The sequence below is a fragment of the Acinetobacter rudis genome, assembly GCF_000829675.1.
In the GTDB taxonomy this organism is placed as follows: Bacteria; Pseudomonadota; Gammaproteobacteria; order Pseudomonadales; family Moraxellaceae; genus Acinetobacter; species Acinetobacter rudis.
The window spans coordinates 22,034-39,834 of the sequence record NZ_BBRX01000001.1 but is presented as its reverse complement, the minus strand read 5'-3'; the positions used below and the strand labels follow the sequence as shown (position 1 = coordinate 39,834).

19 protein-coding genes and 1 pseudogene are annotated in these 17,801 nt (G+C 39.6%); 8 read left to right on the top strand and 12 right to left on the bottom strand.

The genetic code is table 11. From position 1 onward, the window contains the following. Positions 1 to 138 precede the first annotated feature (138 nt). The 4 genes from hfq to tsaE all read right to left on the bottom strand — a co-directional run bounded on the left by hfq (position 139) and on the right by tsaE (position 4,083). Positions 139 to 543, bottom strand: a complete 405-nt coding sequence (hfq, locus tag Aru01_RS00170) for an RNA chaperone Hfq (protein ID WP_042111025.1) — start codon at positions 541 to 543, stop codon at positions 139 to 141. A gap of 102 nt (positions 544 to 645) precedes the next feature. Continuing rightward, the gene (gene miaA / locus Aru01_RS00165) at positions 646 to 1,590 is read right to left on the bottom strand and encodes a tRNA (adenosine(37)-N6)-dimethylallyltransferase MiaA (protein WP_016656062.1); all 945 of its coding nucleotides are present in this window, start codon (positions 1,588 to 1,590) and stop codon (positions 646 to 648) included. Between the two features lie 6 nt (positions 1,591 to 1,596). After that, positions 1,597 to 3,561 carry a DNA mismatch repair endonuclease MutL gene (gene mutL / locus Aru01_RS00160; protein ID WP_016656061.1) on the bottom strand — a complete coding sequence of 655 codons (1,965 nt, stop codon included), beginning with the start codon at positions 3,559 to 3,561 and terminating at the stop codon, positions 1,597 to 1,599. A 54-nt stretch (positions 3,562 to 3,615) separates the two neighbouring features. Beyond that, positions 3,616 to 4,083 carry a tRNA (adenosine(37)-N6)-threonylcarbamoyltransferase complex ATPase subunit type 1 TsaE gene (gene tsaE / locus Aru01_RS00155; protein WP_016656060.1) on the bottom strand — a complete coding sequence of 156 codons (468 nt, stop codon included), beginning with the start codon at positions 4,081 to 4,083 and terminating at the stop codon, positions 3,616 to 3,618. A gap of 136 nt (positions 4,084 to 4,219) precedes the next feature. Here tsaE and Aru01_RS00150 point away from each other — a divergent pair, with 136 nt between their 5' ends. The 3 genes from Aru01_RS00150 to Aru01_RS00140 all read left to right on the top strand — a co-directional run bounded on the left by Aru01_RS00150 (position 4,220) and on the right by Aru01_RS00140 (position 6,169). Beyond that, a complete protein-coding gene (locus Aru01_RS00150; protein WP_016656059.1) occupies positions 4,220 to 5,134 on the top strand; it encodes a pseudouridine synthase in 915 nt (304 codons plus the stop codon). A gap of 111 nt (positions 5,135 to 5,245) precedes the next feature. Then, entirely contained in the window at positions 5,246 to 5,560 is a 315-nt protein-coding gene (locus tag Aru01_RS00145) for a type II toxin-antitoxin system RelB/DinJ family antitoxin (protein ID WP_016656058.1), read from the top strand. A gap of 138 nt (positions 5,561 to 5,698) precedes the next feature. Then, on the top strand, positions 5,699 to 6,169 hold the full coding sequence (locus Aru01_RS00140; RefSeq protein WP_016656057.1) for a GNAT family N-acetyltransferase: 471 nt from the start codon (positions 5,699 to 5,701) through the stop codon (positions 6,167 to 6,169). A gap of 4 nt (positions 6,170 to 6,173) precedes the next feature. Here Aru01_RS00140 and Aru01_RS00135 read toward each other — a convergent pair whose 3' ends face one another. Beyond that, the gene (locus Aru01_RS00135) at positions 6,174 to 6,893 is read right to left on the bottom strand and encodes a pseudouridine synthase (protein WP_040331260.1); all 720 of its coding nucleotides are present in this window, start codon (positions 6,891 to 6,893) and stop codon (positions 6,174 to 6,176) included. 183 nt (positions 6,894 to 7,076) lie between these two features. Between Aru01_RS00135 and Aru01_RS00130 the strand changes: the two genes are divergently transcribed. Continuing rightward, complete coding sequence (locus tag Aru01_RS00130) at positions 7,077 to 7,535, top strand: DUF441 domain-containing protein (RefSeq protein WP_016656055.1); 459 nt, start codon at positions 7,077 to 7,079, stop codon at positions 7,533 to 7,535. Here Aru01_RS00130 and Aru01_RS00125 read toward each other — a convergent pair whose 3' ends face one another. After that, the gene (locus tag Aru01_RS00125; RefSeq protein ID WP_016656054.1) at positions 7,536 to 8,453 is read right to left on the bottom strand and encodes a LysR family transcriptional regulator; all 918 of its coding nucleotides are present in this window, start codon (positions 8,451 to 8,453) and stop codon (positions 7,536 to 7,538) included. A 209-nt stretch (positions 8,454 to 8,662) separates the two neighbouring features. Then, on the bottom strand, positions 8,663 to 9,670 hold the full coding sequence (locus Aru01_RS00120; protein WP_016656053.1) for an ion transporter: 1,008 nt from the start codon (positions 9,668 to 9,670) through the stop codon (positions 8,663 to 8,665). Positions 9,671 to 9,915: 245 nt separating this feature from the next. Between Aru01_RS00120 and Aru01_RS00115 the strand changes: the two genes are divergently transcribed. Together Aru01_RS00115 and Aru01_RS00110 are read left to right on the top strand one after the other, a co-directional pair. After that, complete coding sequence (locus tag Aru01_RS00115) at positions 9,916 to 11,268, top strand: amino acid permease (protein WP_016656052.1); 1,353 nt, start codon at positions 9,916 to 9,918, stop codon at positions 11,266 to 11,268. A gap of 432 nt (positions 11,269 to 11,700) precedes the next feature. Next, entirely contained in the window at positions 11,701 to 12,591 is an 891-nt protein-coding gene (locus Aru01_RS00110) for a hypothetical protein (RefSeq protein ID WP_016656051.1), read from the top strand. A gap of 126 nt (positions 12,592 to 12,717) precedes the next feature. Here Aru01_RS00110 and Aru01_RS00105 read toward each other — a convergent pair whose 3' ends face one another. From Aru01_RS00105 to Aru01_RS00095, 3 genes are all read right to left on the bottom strand, one after another. Continuing rightward, positions 12,718 to 12,912, bottom strand: coding sequence for a heavy-metal-associated domain-containing protein (locus tag Aru01_RS00105; protein WP_016656050.1), 195 nt, complete (start codon positions 12,910 to 12,912; stop codon positions 12,718 to 12,720). Positions 12,913 to 13,037: 125 nt separating this feature from the next. Beyond that, the gene (gene cueR, locus Aru01_RS00100; RefSeq protein WP_016656049.1) at positions 13,038 to 13,436 is read right to left on the bottom strand and encodes a Cu(I)-responsive transcriptional regulator; all 399 of its coding nucleotides are present in this window, start codon (positions 13,434 to 13,436) and stop codon (positions 13,038 to 13,040) included. Positions 13,437 to 13,476: 40 nt separating this feature from the next. Next, entirely contained in the window at positions 13,477 to 15,954 is a 2,478-nt protein-coding gene (locus Aru01_RS00095; RefSeq protein ID WP_016656048.1) for a heavy metal translocating P-type ATPase, read from the bottom strand. Between the two features lie 250 nt (positions 15,955 to 16,204). On the opposite strand from Aru01_RS00095, the gene Aru01_RS18810 reads away from it, so the two are divergent. Then, positions 16,205 to 16,525: a copper resistance protein CopC gene (locus tag Aru01_RS18810; protein ID WP_040331200.1), complete on the top strand. Its 321-nt coding sequence runs from the start codon at positions 16,205 to 16,207 to the stop codon at positions 16,523 to 16,525. Further along, a pseudogene (locus Aru01_RS18805) lies at positions 16,468 to 16,590 on the top strand (copper resistance protein CopC); the annotation flags it as partial. The gene Aru01_RS18810 and the pseudogene Aru01_RS18805, both read left to right, overlap by 58 nt. A 92-nt stretch (positions 16,591 to 16,682) precedes the next feature. On the opposite strand, the gene Aru01_RS00080 reads toward Aru01_RS18805, so the two are convergent. Together Aru01_RS00080 and Aru01_RS00075 are read right to left on the bottom strand one after the other, a co-directional pair. Continuing rightward, on the bottom strand, positions 16,683 to 17,369 hold the full coding sequence (locus Aru01_RS00080; protein WP_370736875.1) for an LrgB family protein: 687 nt from the start codon (positions 17,367 to 17,369) through the stop codon (positions 16,683 to 16,685). Then, entirely contained in the window at positions 17,363 to 17,743 is a 381-nt protein-coding gene (locus Aru01_RS00075) for a CidA/LrgA family protein (RefSeq protein ID WP_016656045.1), read from the bottom strand. The genes Aru01_RS00080 and Aru01_RS00075 overlap by 7 nt, the downstream gene beginning before the upstream one ends. Positions 17,744 to 17,801 lie beyond the last annotated feature (58 nt).

Here is a 17,801-nt window from a genome sequence, read left to right as displayed (position 1 = left end):
ATAAATCTATATTTCGTGATTTATTGAGCTTTTTTTTAAGCTTTTTACTAGCCAACACATCATTGCAGGCAAATAAAAAGGCGCTTTAAGCGCCTTTTTATCATTGATCTAAAATCTATATCATCTATAGATTATCAATTAACGATTATTTTCATCATCTTGAGTGTCTTCAAATTTAGTTTCGTTTTCAAAACCATTTGAAGGTTGTGCACCGAAGCCACCTTGACCACCGAAACCGCCTTGACCGCCGAAGCCACCTTGACCACCAAAGCCTTGACCGCCGCCTTGGCCACCGAAGCCACCAGCTGCTTGTGAACCACCAGCCGCACCTACTGGGCGTGGGTTACGCGCAGGTACAACAGTAGAGATCGCGTGTTTGTAAACCATTTGGCTTACAGTGTTTTTCAGCAACACAACATATTGATCGAAAGACTCAATATGTCCTTGTAATTTAATACCATTTACAAGAAAGATTGATACTGGAATACGTTCTTTACGGAGAGAATTCAAGAACGGATCTTGTAAAGTTTGACCTTTAGACATTTTATACTCCAAAAATTAAAAAAAATCAGCGCAAAAACTATCTTTATTTTTCAATTAAAAATTTATAAAAAATTATAAATAAGATAGTAGGTAAATTTTGCTTTATCCGTATAAGTTTCGCAAGTCTTCTTGAGCCTGCTCAATCGACAAATATACGTTAAATTGATGAGTTTGTTGCAAAGATCGAAGCCAAGTGTATTGACGTTTTGCTAATTGTCGTGTCGCAAATAACGACTTTTCTTCCATTACAGCTTTATTTTTTAGGCTTCTGTCACTTTTTTGTAAAAAATCCAGTGCTTGTCGATATCCTACTGAACGTGCAGCGGGCAGATTATCGTTGAGATCGTATTTTTCCATAAGAAACTCGACCTCATTCAAAAAACCAATTTTCCACATTTTTTGCAATCTTAATTCAATCCTTGCGTGTAACTCTGCACGATCTGGTAATAATGCATAATTTTGAAAAGCATAACTATATGGCTGATTCTTCACTTGTTTCGCTTGCAACTGGGTTATTGGCTCACCAGTTAAACGATAAACCTCCAATGCACGAATAATCCGTTGCTTATCACTGGGCTTAAACTTAATGGCAGCTTGCGGATCTACACGTTGAAGTTCCGCATAAACACTCTCCCACCCCTGTTCAGCTGCTTGCTGCTCAATATCCGCACGCACATGAATATCTGCGCTAGGTAAATGGTCAGAAAGCCCTTCCAATAGTGCTTTGAAGTAGAGCATTGTACCACCAACCAAAATAGGCGTCTTCCCTCGAGCATGGATCTGATCAATCAATGCCGTGGCATCTGTCACAAACTCGGCAGCCGAATAGACTTCAAGTGGAGTAATAATATCTATTAAATGATGGGGATAGAGCTGTTGTTCTTCCTTGGTCGGCTTTGCAGTACCAATATCCATATCCTGATAAACTAATGCAGAGTCGACGGAAATCAATTCATAATTTCCACGCGCATAAAGCTCACATGCCAATGCAGTTTTACCACTCGCTGTTGGCCCCATCAAATTAATTACGGGCAATTGTGTTGCCATGCGCCGTTACTCTCCTCGTGCAAATAATTTATCTAATTGACTTAGCGGAAATGCGCGCCAAGTCGGACGACCATGATTACACTGACTGGCAAATTCGGTTTGTTCCATTTGACGTAACAGTGCATTCATTTCCGATAAGCTCAACATCCGATGCGCACGAACTGCGCCATGACAAGCCATTCCAGCCAGAATTTGATCTCGTTTTTGCTGTAATGCCAGCACCTCATCATTTGGATCTAGATCACCCAATAATTGCGCAATTAATACATTAAAATCAGCTTTTTGCAAAATAGCAGGTACACCACGAACAATAACTTGTTCTTCACCATAAGCATCAAGTTCAAGACCAAAGCGTAATAACTGCGGTTTTAAATCTTCAACTCGCGCAGCCTGCATACGACTAATACTGATCACTTTAGGAATCAACAACTGCTGTGAAGACCAAAACTCAGGTTTATCCCAAGCAAGTTTCATCTGTTGCAACAATATCCGCTCATGCGCAGCATGCATATCGACGATAATCAGGCCTTCGTGGTTTTGCGCAAGTATATAGATGCCATGCAGTTGCGCAATAGCAATCCCCAATGGAAACTCGTCTACTTTTTCAGTGGCTGTTTGATTGAGCACACCTTGATCAATAGCTTTAACTACACCTGAGACCACAGGATCTTCTCTAAGTGGTGTTAGGTATTGTTGTAATGCTTGCCCACCATCAGCTGCCTGATAATGCTGTGACGGCTGCCTATAGGCGCTTTGTCCTTCCGAACTTGTAAAGTCATTGAGCACATCGGGATCTGATTGTATTTGAGCGCCTGAATTTACTTGTGCTACAGGAGTCACGTCACTGCTGTGCAAATTAAATTGATTTTGATAACGCGGCTGCGGTGTAACATCTTGCTGTTCTGGTGTAACTTTCATTGCCTGAGCGAGATCAGTGGTCGCTGTCTGAAATTGCGCCAATGTTGTTTTAGCATAATGTCGAACAAACTCATGTACTTCACGCTGATTTAAAAAGCGGATCTCATGCTTGGTTGGATGAACGTTCACATCTATTTGTTCAGGATCAACTTCAAGAAACAGTAAGTAACCTGCATGTTGATGCCCATGTAAGATGCCGTCATACGCCATACGTAAGGCATGTGATATCGTTTTATCTTTAACAATACGACCATTCACATAGACGAACTGCAAGTCAGCCTGTGGACGTGCGTCAGACGGATGACCTAACCAACCACTTAAACGCATGCTGATACTGTCAGCATCGATCCAGTAGGCATTTTCGGTAAACTGACGACCAATAAGTTGTTGAACGCGCTGAAAACGTAGCTCGCCACTGTCTGCAACAGGCAAATTTAGACGGATATTATCATTATGTTCAAGCACAAAACGAATATCGAAATGGGTGAGCGCCATACGACGAATAATTTCTTCGATATGGCCAAATTCAGTCGCTGGCTTTTTTAAAAATTTACGACGTGCAGGGACATTAAAGAATAGGTCTTGCACCCGAACATGCGTACCACGCTGCATGGCCATCGCCTGTACTTGTTGATGATCAATAGCCGTACCATTGATCTCAACTTGATAGCCTACACCACTTTCATCTTGACTACTGCTCAAACTTAAACGAGAAACCGCTGCAATCGAAGCTAATGCTTCACCGCGAAAACCTAAACTAACAATCGCATGCAGATCTTCTGAACTTTGAATTTTACTGGTGGCATGACGAGTAACTGCCAACGCCAAATCATCAGCATGAATTCCTCGGCCATTATCAATAATCTCAATTAAGGTACTGCCACCCTGTGCAACACGGACGATTAATTCTGTAGCGCCAGCGTCAATTGCATTTTCAACTAATTCTTTGACTACAGATGCAGGACGTTCAATCACTTCACCCGCTGCAATTTGGTTGGCAAGTGCAGGATCTAGACTTCGAATACGTCGTTGGCTTAATGCCTGTTCATTCATAGTGTTAACCTTTCAGAAGACCATTGTTATTCTTAAGTGTAATATCAATCAAATTTATACAGCTGCGCGCAGAGCTTCTAACAAAACAGCTGAATCAAAGCTCAAGTTTACAATACGCTGTTGTTCATCTTCTGACTTATTAATTTCGATAACCATATCTGCCGCAGGAATCTCATCTCCTCCTTTAGATGGCCATTCAAATAAGAATAATGCACCTTCGACATCCAAATAATCTCGAATACCCATTAACTCAAGTTCATATGGATCATTAAGACGATATAAATCGAAATGATAAATCGATTGATCTCTGATTGAATAAGGCTCGACCAAGGTATAAGTTGGACTTTTAACCGCACCTTGATGCCCTATACTTTGCAACCAATAACGTGTCAAAGTTGTTTTACCTGCCCCCAAATCACCAATCAAATACACAACGCCTTGCTGCATATATTGAGCTAAAATTTGTGCAAGTTGCTGCGTATTTTGCTCATCTAATAATGGATATTGAAAGGAATATTGCATTGGATTCACTATATAAAACTAAACTGCCATTATAATAGCACCAGCAACTTTCAAAACCTACGCTACTGCACATTGCCACGGTACGATTATTTACCCGATGATGAAGCTTTAGCACACCGCACAATGAATCGAAACTATGTCTGCAACTCCTTCTTTACGTTTTACACCACCTATGCGTGATGGCGTCAGTGCCAGTCAGGTATTTTTACCTCGACTCTCACATAACGCATCCAGTTTATTTGCTTATCTCTGTGATACCTTTGCACATATTTCTGCCGCTGAATGGCAACAACGTTTTCAAGATGGTTTGATTATTGATATGCAGGGTCGGACATTGACACTCGATAGTCCGTATTTAGCAGAACAACATATTTATTATTATCGTTTTTTGGATAATGAAATTCACGTTCCATTTTATGAAAATATCTTATTTGAAAATGAAGATTTGCTAGTTGTTGATAAACCACATTTCTTAACAATGAGCCCTACTGGACAGTATTTACAAGAAACGCTGTTAGTTCGTTTAAAACGCCGAACGGGGAATGCTGAGCTGAGTCCAATTCACCGCTTAGATCGTGAAACTGCAGGTGTGGTGTTATTTGCTAAACGCGCTGCCACCCGAGGCTGCTATCAACAATTATTTGCACAGCGTTTAGTTGAGAAAAGCTATCATGCCATTGCTGCTTACCGCCCTACGTTACACTTTCCCTTACGGTTAGCTTTACGTATGGAAAAATCAGACCCTTTCTATACGATGCGTGTTGTTGAAGGCGAACCTAATACTGAAACACAGCTACAGTTACTTGAACATAATTCTATTTGGGCCAAATATTTACTAAAACCTAAAACAGGTAAACAGCATCAACTGCGCGTACATCTCAACCATCTTGGTATCCCTATCCGTAACGATCGTTTTTATCCAAACATTCAACACCAAGCTGCCGATGATTTTTCAGCACCTTTGCAATTACTTGCACATCAAATTAGCTTTACAGATCCTATCAGCAAGCAAGCACAATATTTTTATAGTCAACAAATGCTCGAAATATAGGAAAATAATTTCAACGTAATGACAAAAAATACACTTTTAGTGTTTTTGACATTGAAATTACATGTTGTTTGTTTAGAATATGTTATCCAACGAAGTGTTGTCTGATTAAAAATGAGAAAAACTGAAGTCTATCAAGTCCGCCTAGATTCACAAGAAAAAAAGCAGGCTTTTGCAGTATTTAAGCAGCTGGGAATTACCCCTGCTCAAGCAGTACGTCTGTTTTTTAAACAAGTTGTATTGACCAAGTCCATCCCTTTTGCAATTGAAAACCAAAGTATTAACATGGAGCAATTGCTGAAGCTGAAAAAGATTAAACAAGATTTAGAGCCACAAGACAAAAATATAGATCTTGAAAATGACGATGATTTATTTGCTGAACTCAACGCATTACTTGGTGAAAATAACTCGCCACAAGAACCGCACTAAATGAATTTGGTTACATAAACTGATTGTTTTTACAGCGTATTTATTACTAAACTCCATTTTGATCCTGTTCATTACTCAACTTGCATTGCATGATTTAAATGAACAGCCTCAATATAAGCATCAAAAATGGAGCATAGTATGATTGTTCGACGTGCCTGTAGTGATGATTTAAGCGCATTAGCGATATTATTCGATGAATACCGCCAATTTTATCAGGTTCAATCCGAACCCGAACTCTCTTATCAATTTTTAAAACAAAGATTGGAAAATCAACAAAGTGTCATCTTTGTTCATATCAAGGACCAGCAACTCACTGGTTTTGTTATTTTATATCTGGGGTTCTCTTCAGTTGCATGTAAGCACTACTACATCTTAGATGATGTCTATGTAAGTCCACAGTTTAGACGACAAGGTTCTGCGCGGCAGCTTATTGACACAGCAATCCTATTTGCCCGCCACAATGCCGCATTTAAAATCTGTCTACGTACAGAACTCAACAATATTCGTTCACATCAACTCTATGAAAGTATGGGCTTTATCAAAGATACGGAGTATCAAGAATATCACTACTATTTAAATCCTCGTCCACTCAATCAAATAACCCAGTAATCATCTAAATCTGTAGGTTCGCTTGTGGATCTCTTAATAAGGAAACTTGCTCGTCGTTGAGATACTGCCATTGTCCTAATGCCAAATGAGTCAGTTGCAAAGCGCCCATTTGCGCACGATGTAAGCTCTCCACTTTGTTACCCACAGCTGCCAACATTCTTTTAACCTGATGATATACACCTTGGTGTATCGTCATTTTAAGACTGTATTCTGACAACTGAACCACATCAGTTGCAGCAAAGACCCCCAGCTCATTGCGCAGCTCTACACCATTGCTTAGACCGAGCAGCTGCTGCTCAGTGACTGGATCTACACAATGCACATGATAGACCTTAGGCACATGTTTTTTGGGATGTGTTAAAGCTTGTAGTAACTTACCATCATCAGTAAGAAGTAGTAGTCCTGTCGTATCTTGATCTAATCGCCCTACACACTGTAAACCGCGTTGCAATAAAACTTGATCAAACAAGTCAAATACACTCAAATGATGCGTTGCTTGATGTGAGCACTCATAACCCTGCGGTTTGTGTAAAGCAATATAGACTTGCTCACGATATTGATACTCTTGACCAAATACACTAAAACTTAAACCAGACAACTCTAAATTTTGCTTAGCATTACTTGCAACAACACCATCAATAAGCACAGCCCCTTGTTTAATCAATTGTTGACAATGCTTTCTTGAACCAAAACCTTGGGATTGTAAAATTTTCTCTAAATTCATAAGACGATTACCAGACATGTTCATTCATTTTAGCCGAAGCACGCACACGGGCACAGTCCCAAACGCATAAAGCAGTCTTTTAGCCAGTGCTCGGCTATTTTATAATCGCCTATGTTCGATCAACTCCTTTTATTGATATTGATCTCGTATAATAAAAAACGCCTATTTAGCAATGAGTATGTTATGAGTCTTTCTGGTCTAGATCTAAACCTAATGGTATTAATCGTATTATTAGCATGTGGAGTATTGAGCCATAACAGTGCCATTACCATTGCTGCAGCTGTATTGATTATTTTTAGAATGACGCCTTTACAGGTCTATTTTCCTTATTTACAAGATTATGCCTTACACATAGGGATTATCGTCCTCACAATAGGTGTACTTACCCCTATCGCGAGTGGCAGAATCGCAGGTGATGCGATTTTAAAATCTTTTTTTAGTTGGAAGTCGGTACTGGCAATCTTAGTGGGTGTTGCGGTTGCATGGTTAGGTGGTCGTGGTGTTAAATTGATGACCAATCAACCGAATATTGTTGCAGGTTTACTGATTGGTACAGTTGCAGGTGTTGCCTTATTGCGTGGTGTACCTGTAGGCCCGCTGATCGCAGCGGGCATTTTGTCACTGGTCATCGGTTATAGCTAATCACTGATAATACACTGTACGTTTTTGAGAGAACTTTTCCAGTTGTTTTAAGAAACCCTCAAAATAACTTTTTTGCGTTTCTTCAGTACGGTAGCCCGCGTATAAAGTTCGTCTTAAACCCTGTGCTGCAACACAATCAAAGCGACGTGAGGTTACCCACCCTTTTTGTTCATATTCGTAGACAACCCAATCTGGTAAGGCTGCAAAACCACGTCCACTAGCAACCAATTGAATTAACATCTGAGTTAACTCTGTAGTGCGTATGTTTTTAGGTTGAATATTCGCAGGTATAAACAAATGCGCCATAATATCCAGACGATGTTTATCTACTGGATAAGTGATCAAGGTTTCTTCGGCCAAATCTTCTAGCAGCACGTGTTCCTTACGAACTAATGTATGCGTGTTTGATAATACCAAGCGTGATTCATATTCAAAAATAGGGAAATACTCTACCCCCTTCATGGCAATCGGATCAGCTGTTATTAATAAGTCAAACTCTGCATTTTGCAGCAACTCATGTGGATTAGCTTGGAAACCTGAAGCAAAATCCAGATCAACATCGGGATACTGTTGACGATATTGATTGAGCAACGGCATTAACCAATCAAAACAACTATGGCACTCAGAAGAAAAAATAATACGCCCAGTCTGTCCATGCACAATACGAGTAATATCGGACTGAGTAACCTGAAACTGAGGTAATACTTCATCTGCCAATTGCAATAAGCGTTGACCAACATTTGAGAAGGTCACAGGACGACTGCGGCGGTTTACCACCTCTACCCCATACCAATGATCTAACTCTTTAAGTTGATGTGAAATTGCAGAAGGTGTTAAACATAGATCATTAGCTGCCGCAACCAATGAACCATGTTCTCGTAATGCAGCTAAAGTTTTTAAATGGCGAATCTCTAACATAATACAAGTCAGTGTGAATTTTACTCAGTATACAATGAAGTTAATTAGTTTGTCTCATGATGAATGCTCTTTAATTATATTTCTAACAGATGAATATTATTAACTTTATAATCACAGCAAAGTAAAATAGGGCGTATAGATACATGATCGTCCCTATTCACAAGACTGCTCTGATTGGGGCATACTTAACCCTTTGTAAAATGTTAATATTAATAGTCACCTTGATGTGTACTTTCCTTAGGTAATTGATGACCACAATTTGGACAATAACAATAGTGCTGACGTTGTGCTTGTAATGCTTGTTCTTTTTGTTCTCGTATCAACTTACGAATAATATCTTCAGTTTGTTCAACTGTAAGCCCAACTTGTCTACGAATTTCTTCAATTTTCTTATGGTCTTTGACCAAATCTATATCTTGATGATGTAATAGCGTTTGAAATTTTAATTCAAGTTCATGTTTGCGTGCTTCTAACTCATTGGCAATACCTGTTGCTAAGATACCCGCTGGTAATGCAGCAAGACCTAAGCCTAAAATCGTAATCAAAGCACCTAAAAACTTACCTAAGGGTGTAATTGGCGTTACATCGCCATAGCCCACTGTGGTCAATGTGACTACCGCCCACCACATCGAAGCCGGAATAGAACTATAAACATGTGGCTGTGCCTGATTTTCAACGATATAAACCCCAGCAGCAGCCATAACAATCAGTATAGATAAAATAAATAATACAGCCTGAAATGAACCTTTCTCGCGCTCAAGGACACGTAATAAAATCTGTAAAGAGGTAAAATAGCGGGTTAATTTGAGCAGACGTAATAATCGAAGCGTACGTAAAATACGTAAATCAAGATGTACAAAGAAGTTAATATATGCAGGTAAGATCGCAAGCAGATCAATAATCGCACCACCACTGGTTACCCATTGCCAGCGTGTCTTCCAAGCACTTTGTTCAGGTTTCTCTTCTACCACACTCCACATTCTTAATAAATATTCAGCTGTAAAAATAGTGATTGAAATATTCTCAAACCAATCAAACAACCGTTTATGTTCAAAATATATACTATTGACTGTTTCTAAAATGACTGCAAAGACATTGGCAAGAATTAAAACAATCAGTGCCATATTAATGGCTAAGCTCAACTTTGATTGATTGTTCTCGTCATGTAAATAATCATAAACAAACTTTCGAAGTAACAACCAGGTTTGTGCAATCATAATGTGGACTAAAATTTAAAATATACTTTATGGTAAATAAATCATAAAAAATTAACAAATCTGAATCTGTACTTTGAAATTTGTTTTGAACTATTAAAACTGAGAAATCTACACTGAAAAACCCTGTTTCGCTCCCCATTCAAAAATAACGTTTTATTATTGTTGCAATATTCATTATATTGGTCGGATTTTTCCCGTATCTAGAATGATATGGCTTCGGCGGTATCACCCTTATTGGTATATTTATGTCATCAGAACAGAGTAAATTGAAGCATGGTTTAAGTAATCGACATATCCAGTTGATTGCTTTAGGTGGTTCAATCGGAACTGGTCTCTTCCTCGGTATTTCCCAGACCATTAAACTTGCAGGTCCTTCAGTCATTCTTGGCTATGCGATCGCAGGCCTCATTGCATTTTTCATGATGCGTCAACTTGGTGAAATGGTGGTCGAAGAACCCGTCAGTGGCTCATTTAGCTTTTTTGCCTACAAATTCTGGAGCCCTTTTGCAGGCTTTATGTCAGGTTGGAACTACTGGGTACTCAACGTTCTGGTTTGTATGGCAGAACTGAGTGCAATTGGGCTGTATGTACAGTACTGGTGGCCTGAAATACCCAATTGGGTTTCTGCACTGGGCTTCTTTATATTTATTAACATCATTAACTTAAGTCATGTCAAAATTTTTGGTGAAATGGAATTTTTATTTTCCATCATTAAAATTTTAGCCATTATTGGCATGATCGGTTTCGGTGCGTATTTACTTGCTAGCGGTCGTGCTGGTGAAGCTGCTTCTGTTTCCAACTTATGGGCACTTGGTGGTTTCTTTCCGAATGGCTATACGGGTTTAATTATGGCCATGGCGATTATTATGTTCTCTTTCGGGGGAATTGAATTGGTCGGTATTGCTGCAGCAGAAACTAAAAATCCAACTCAAACGATTCCTAAAGCGATTAATCAAATCGTTTATCGTGTCTTGTTATTTTATGTCGGTACAATTTTTATCTTATTGTCACTCTACCCGTGGAATCAAATCGCTGAAGGCGGTAGTCCATTTGTGCTGATCTTTGATGCACTTGGTAATGTTGGCGTTGCAGCAGCACTGAACTTTATCGTTTTAACAGCAGCAATTTCAGTCTATAACGGCACCAGTTATGGCACCAGTCGTATGTTATTGGGTCTTGCTGAACAAGGCAATGCGCCTCGCGTACTCAGCAAAATTAATAAACGTGGCATTCCCTATGCTGCGATTTTATGCTCTGCCTTTGTTACAGCGATCTGTGTATTCCTCAACTATATCTTCCCAGAAGACGCCTTTAAATTACTGATGAGTTTGGTGGTTTCAGCGATTGTAATTAACTGGACAATGTTGTCTTTGACACACATTAAGTTTAAAAAATCGATGATTCAACAGCAAAAAACCACGCTTTTTCCAAGTATTGCTTATCCACTGACTAACTATATCTGTGTCGTATTTATGATGGGGATTTTAGTGATTATGTGGAATACACCTGCTATGCGTATCGCAGTGATTTTGATTCCAGTTTGGTTATTATGTTTGGGTACAGCTTATTATTTTAAAACCCGTAAAAACGCTCAATAAACCTACATCGTAAGAAAATGACCTAGATAGATCATTTAAGAGCAATATTTAGCCCTCAGTTAAATTTCTACTTAATTGAGGGTTTTTTATTGTTCAAGTTTCTTAAATATATGCCCCCAAAGATCAAAACCATATGCCATAGCAATAAACTGATGTTCATTATATTTTAAAGCATGGCTCTTGATGACACATGAGAGCACACTAAAACATACATCATACTGTCTATGTATATTTCTTCATATCAGCCTTTTTGCTGTTGATTATTGGAGGAAGTCTTGCAGAGATGTTTAGTCTACACTTAACGCATTTACAGCTACAATTCATAGAATAAAACCACATTATTATAAAAAATTCTGTAGAGAAAATAGTTCTGTTAAACATACATTTAATTGTTAATATCTGAATTACATATTAAAAAGTGAAAGTACCACAATGACTAATATAGAAAATAAGAAACTGGCTATTTTAGATGCATTTCAGCAACAGATCGTCATATTGAATATCAACACGGCTCAAGTCGAAACCATTATTCACGACATTGGTCATGGTGATGGCATACAGATTGATATCGACAATGGCTATTTCTACTGGACAGATATGGGGCCAAATCGAGATGGAGAAGACTTTTTACATGCTGATGGTGCTATTTTCAGAAGTAAATTAGATGGCAGTGAAAAACAAAAAATATTGGGTAATGGGCAATTATATACACCTAAGCAATTAAAATTTGATGAGGTAAGTCAAAAGTTGTATTGGTGTGATCGTGAGGGTGGCGCGATTTATCGTGCAGACACTGATGGTGGTCATCTTGAAACGTTACTTAATCGAGGTCAGGCTGGAGTATATCCCAAGAATAAGCTAGATCAATGTGTTGGTATTGCACTAGATAAAGCCAATGGCCATCTTTATTGGACGCAAAAAGGAACAGTAAAAGGTCATATGGGCCGTATATTTCGCGCGGATCTGGATTATTGCAACTCTAGCCCATGCCATAATATTCAGACATTACTTAATCACCTCCCCGAACCTATTGATCTAGAAATTGATGATCAAAATCGAATATTGTACTGGACAGATAGAGGTGCGCCACCAGATGGAAACTCATTAAATTGCGCAAGAATAACAGCGAGTGGTCTAAAAGATCATCAGGTATTGGTTCGTGGTTTTAAAGAAGCGATTGGATTAGTCTTAGATGGGCCACATATTTATGTTTCTGAATTATTAGGATCTGTTTATCGAGTTCACTTAAATAGCTTGGAAAAAGAATTATTTTACTCAGACGGTCAAGCAATAACGGGGATGGTTCTTTACTCAGAAAAATAAGCTATTTTAAAATTATTTTATTGCTTGTTCTTTATTTTAAAACCCCAGTCAAAGTTTATATTGAACTGGGGTTTGTTGTTTAATACACATGACCGAATAGATCATTTATATTAAAGATCGCACAACTTACTGCTGTACTGCTGGAAAACCGTCTTCAGCCAAAGCAACTAAAATTTGATCAAGATCAGCTGAGCTGGTCAGATTAACTAATTTTTTACTGACATCAATATCAACTTTTGCTTCTGGGTCAATGGATTGAATAGTTGCAGTCACGCCACGTGCACAGCCACCACAAGTCATGTTTTCGATAATTAGTTGCATGGAGTTGCTCCTGATAAATTCATAATGTTGTTAACAGTTCCTAGGCTAAACCTTGCCACAGTGACAGAGTCAAGCCTAAGTTAGAGATAATTCATATCAAAATTATGTGTTGAATAAGCTGCTTATTAAGCACTCATCCCTTTTTCCAATTGATCCAAAATACTGCATTCAGGATGTTCATTGCCCGCGCAGCACGAAACTGACTGTTCGAGTGCCTTAACCATATCCTGCATCGTTTTAATTTTGGCATTCAAGGTTGCAATGTGCATGGAGGCTAAACGTTTTACCTCCGCACTGCTTCGATCTGTATTACGCCATAACGATATGAGCTCTTTCATCTGCTCTGAGGAAAAACCCAATTCACGCGCATGTTTTATAAATGCCAATGTTTTTAAATCCTGACCAGAGTAGATCCGATAACCCGCATCAGAACGCCGTGCTGGCTCAATCAATCCGATCTCTTCATAATAACGAATCATCTTTGCAGAGATGCCCGTATGTTTTGCGACTTGACCGATATTCATTTTTATCCTCCAGTCAGAGTAAATTACAATGGATCAGTTACTATTTGAGTTCAACAGCTTTGAATGCTTTTAATCTTAAAGCATTACTTAGTACAAATACCGAAGATAGTGCCATTGCGCCAGCAGCGAAGATGGGTGAAAGTAATATACCAAAACTTGGATATAACAGCCCTGCTGCAATTGGGATTAATGCCACATTATAAGCAAATGCCCAAAATAAGTTTTGTTGGATATTTTTCATCGTGGCCTGACTCAAAGCAATCGCATTTGGAATACCCACCAAACTGCCTGACATCAGTACAACATCCGCAGCTTCGATCGCAACATCTGTTCCTGTACCTATGGCCAATCCGACATCTGCTTGTGCCAGTGCAGGCGCATCATTAATCCCATCACCAACATAAGCAACATAACCATAACGCTGTTGTAGTTGCTTAATCGCCTGAACCTTACCTTCGGGTAAAACCTCTGCAATAACATCGTCAATCTTCAACTGTTGAGCAATCGCTTCAGCGGTGTGTCTGTTATCCCCAGTAATCATGGCAACGCTTAGACCTAAACGGTGTAATTCTCGAATTGCACTAAAAGTACTGTCTTTAATTTGGTCTGCTACAGCAACAATTGCAGCTAATTGCTGATCTACAGCTACATAAAGAGGCGTTTTTGCTGCTTTACCTAAGCGCTTGGCTGTATCTGCAAATTGAGTCAGGTCTAAACCTAACTTTTCCATGAATCGGTCAGCACCGATCTGGATTAAATGTCCATCAATTTCAGCTTCAATCCCATACCCTGTAATCGAGTTAAAATGATCAACTTGCTGCAATGACAAACCACGTGCTGTAGCAGCTTCAACAATTGCCTGTGCAATCGGATGTTCAGACTTCGCTTCTACTGAAGCAACCTGTGCCAATACTGTATCGTGGTCAAAACCTTGCAACACTTCAAAATCACTTAAGCTCGGCTTACCTTCAGTTAAGGTACCCGTTTTGTCTAAAGCAACTACACGTGCATTTTTCAAGCCCTGAAGTGCATCACCCTTGCGAAATAACACACCAAGTTCAGCAGCACGGCCTGTACCCACCATAATTGAGGTTGGTGTCGCGAGTCCCATTGCACATGGACAGGCAATAATAAGCACTGCAACTGCATTCACTAAAGCAAAACTTAAAGCAGGCTCAGGACCAAACCACAACCAAACTAGAAATGTAAGCAAAGCTAATAACATGACTGCTGGAACAAACCACAAAGTAATCTTATCGACTAAAGCTTGAATTGGAAGTTTAGTACCTTGTGCTTGTTCAACCATTCGAATGATTTGTGCCAATACTGATGAACTACCCACGGTTGTTGCTTGAATACGCAAACTCCCTGTTTGGTTCACTGTTCCACCAACAACCTGACTTCCTGTAGTCTTTTCTACAGCAAGTGGTTCACCCGTCATCATTGACTCATCAATATAGCTTTGTCCAGAAAGCACTTCACCATCAACAGGTACACGCTCACCAGGACGCAGTTCAATGACCATTCCTGAGCGAACCTCAGCGATCGGTAATTCAACCAATGTGCCCTCTTGTTCAACTCGTGCTGTTTGAGGCTGTAATCCTAATAAATGTTGAATTGCCTGTGAGGTTCGACCTTTAGCCTTCGCTTCGAAATAGCGGCCCAATAAGATGAGAGCAACAATAACCGCCGCTGCTTCAAAATAAACATTGACTGTACCAGCGGGTAACAACTGTGGCATAAATGTCGCAACAATCGAATAACAATATGCCGCAAATGTCCCCACGGCCACCAAAGAGTTCATATCAGGTGCTAGACGTAATAACGCAGGAATACCGTGCTGATAAAAACGTCGACCAGGAAAAACTAAAATCAGTGTGGTTAGAACAAACTGTATCAACCAACTATTGTGTGTTCCCAATGTCGCACTGATCAATTGATGAAAGGCTGGGATCAAATGCGAGCCCATTTCCAAAATAAACACAGGCAGTGCCAAAGCAGCAGCTATAAATAAATCACGCTTTAATTGTGCTTGCTCTTGTGCCTTTTTATCTGCGTGACTGGTATTATCTTGCTGACTCAGTAAAGTCGCTTGATAGCCTGCACGTGCAACCGCTTGAATCAACTGATCCGTAGTGACACTAGATGCAGCTTCGATCGTCGCTTGCTCTGTTGCTAGATTCACCTGTGCACGCTGCACACCTGTAACTTTGGACAACGCCTTCTCGACCCGTCCAACACATGAAGCACAGGTCATTCCTTCAACACGCAGCACTATTGCAGGCTGTGCTTTTACAGCAAAACCAGCACGTTTCACAGCAGCTTCGATGACAGAGCGATCGAGTACATGCTCACTCTCAATGAAAGCTGTTTCTGTCGCAAGATTCACGGAGACAGCACTCACCCCATCTACCTTTTTCAAAGTACGTTCAACTCGCCCTACACAGGATGCACAAGTCATACCTTCAATGAGGATACTGTCTTGATACTGTGTATTTTGCTCTAATTTATTACTCATACGGCTATCCTCAAATCATTGAGTAAGATCATGCTATTAGCTTAAAGATTACCGCCATGGTAAGGTCAAGCTTTTCTCAATATTTGCGCATTTTTCTTTACATAACCCTGCAAAAGTAACAAGTTAAATGCTACAAAAACAAATAAACACTCAGCGGTTATAAACAATAAAACAAATACACAGGATTCAATTTGAGCTGACAAATGAAAACTTTGACAATGATTTTTCTTCTTTTAACTGTTCAAACGAGATGTTTCTAATGATTTTGATGCCACATAAAAAATACACCTGCATAGCACTTGGTCTAATGATTAGTCTGAGTAGTAGTCAACTCTTTGCACATAGTAAATTGGTCAGTGCCTCACCTGCGGCTGAAAGCACAATTGCCAAATCACCCAAACAAATCACTATAAGCTTCAATGAAAAGACGGTTTTAAAAAAAATTGAATTACACGATGCCAATCATAATGTGATACCGCTAAAATTTAAGCCACGCATGCGGCATCACAACACTATACGTTCAACATCCCTGCCCTTAAAGATGGCACTTATAACGTACATTGGAAGTTAAAAAGCAAAGATCAACATCTCATCGACGGTTCATATAAATTTATAGTGGATCAAACTGCACCATAAAACAAATACTGAACAAACAACACAGTGCATTCACCATAGTCAATATTAAAGCCCAAAAACTATGGTGAACTCAAATCAAACCACACGCATGACTACAGACACAAACCAATTAAAAATGGACCAAATAATACCATCATAATTCCAGAAACGATCATCGACAAACTAGCAATAACCGCTTCCTGTGGATGCCGTTGCTGAGCACAAGCAATCCCCATCGCATGGGCTGCATTGCCCCAAGCTGCACCATTAGCAAGATAATGGTTAAAGCGCAGTGCCAATAACACCAAATCACCCACAATCATGCCGACCAAACCCGTAATCACGGTAAATAAAGGAACCAAGCTAATAGATCCCCCAATTTGCTCAGTTAAAGCCAGAGCAAAAGGAATCGAAATGGAGCGTGCCAATAAACTGTTGGTCAATACCGTGTCAAAATCAAAGTAAATAGCAAATAACCAACTACTAAATACGCCAACAAACATCGCAATACATGAGCTCAGCAGTAATACTTTAAAGTGTTGCTGAATCACGGCGCGATAGTTGTACATTGGGATTGCAAAGGCCACAGTAACAGGCCCTAACATCGCGACCAGATACTGGTTATACATATGGTATTCAGCATATGGTCGATCAAAAATCACCAAAACTGCAATGCTTAACAGTGACACCAAGATAATCGGCGATAGGATAATTTTTTGAGTGCGTAAAAATAACTTTTTACAAAGCAAGTAAAGGATCAAGGTCAGGGCAAGAAATAATAATCCCATCGTATTCATGATTGCGCCTGCTGCGTAGATTTACGCAATAGCCACTGAATACTCCATACACTACTCACCATAACGCAAATCGTACTCACAGTAATCGCAAAAACTAACTGTCCGCCACGCTGCCAAAGAAGCTCTTGATATTGAATAAGCCCAACAACTGGAGGAATGAAAAACAACAGCAGATTACGCAGTAAAAACTGTGCGCCTTGTTCCACCATACTCAGTTTTATCCACTTCAACTGTAATAACAGCAGAAGTAAAAACAATCCCAATACCCCAGAGGCTATGGGTAATTGAAACGTTGTTTGAATCAGATCGGCCGCGGCCCAGACGAGAATAATCAATGCCAGCTGACTGAGCACAGTCAAATGATGTTGGAACTTCATTTATCTTTAAACCTTGAAATTCGGTATAAAATACCGATGCAAATCCTTTGCAAACTCA

Coding starts and splice junctions, on each gene's coding strand:
- Aru01_RS00110 (WP_016656051.1), top strand. CDS start 11,701: ATGACTAATATAGAAAATAAGAAACTGGCTATTTTAGATGCATTTCAG.
- Aru01_RS18810 (WP_040331200.1), top strand. CDS start 16,205: ATGTTTCTAATGATTTTGATGCCACATAAAAAATACACCTGCATAGCA.
- Aru01_RS00140 (WP_016656057.1), top strand. CDS start 5,699: ATGATTGTTCGACGTGCCTGTAGTGATGATTTAAGCGCATTAGCGATA.
- tsaE (WP_016656060.1), bottom strand. CDS start 4,083: ATGCAATATTCCTTTCAATATCCATTATTAGATGAGCAAAATACGCAG.
- Aru01_RS00095 (WP_016656048.1), bottom strand. CDS start 15,954: ATGAGTAATAAATTAGAGCAAAATACACAGTATCAAGACAGTATCCTC.
- miaA (WP_016656062.1), bottom strand. CDS start 1,590: ATGGCAACACAATTGCCCGTAATTAATTTGATGGGGCCAACAGCGAGT.
- cueR (WP_016656049.1), bottom strand. CDS start 13,436: ATGAATATCGGTCAAGTCGCAAAACATACGGGCATCTCTGCAAAGATG.
- Aru01_RS00150 (WP_016656059.1), top strand. CDS start 4,220: ATGTCTGCAACTCCTTCTTTACGTTTTACACCACCTATGCGTGATGGC.
- Aru01_RS00125 (WP_016656054.1), bottom strand. CDS start 8,453: ATGTTAGAGATTCGCCATTTAAAAACTTTAGCTGCATTACGAGAACAT.
- Aru01_RS00105 (WP_016656050.1), bottom strand. CDS start 12,912: ATGCAACTAATTATCGAAAACATGACTTGTGGTGGCTGTGCACGTGGC.
- Aru01_RS00075 (WP_016656045.1), bottom strand. CDS start 17,743: ATGAAGTTCCAACATCATTTGACTGTGCTCAGTCAGCTGGCATTGATT.
- Aru01_RS00115 (WP_016656052.1), top strand. CDS start 9,916: ATGTCATCAGAACAGAGTAAATTGAAGCATGGTTTAAGTAATCGACAT.
- hfq (WP_042111025.1), bottom strand. CDS start 543: ATGTCTAAAGGTCAAACTTTACAAGATCCGTTCTTGAATTCTCTCCGT.
- mutL (WP_016656061.1), bottom strand. CDS start 3,561: ATGAATGAACAGGCATTAAGCCAACGACGTATTCGAAGTCTAGATCCT.
- Aru01_RS00120 (WP_016656053.1), bottom strand. CDS start 9,670: ATGATTGCACAAACCTGGTTGTTACTTCGAAAGTTTGTTTATGATTAT.
- Aru01_RS00145 (WP_016656058.1), top strand. CDS start 5,246: ATGAGAAAAACTGAAGTCTATCAAGTCCGCCTAGATTCACAAGAAAAA.
- Aru01_RS00135 (WP_040331260.1), bottom strand. CDS start 6,893: ATGAATTTAGAGAAAATTTTACAATCCCAAGGTTTTGGTTCAAGAAAG.
- Aru01_RS00130 (WP_016656055.1), top strand. CDS start 7,077: ATGAGTCTTTCTGGTCTAGATCTAAACCTAATGGTATTAATCGTATTA.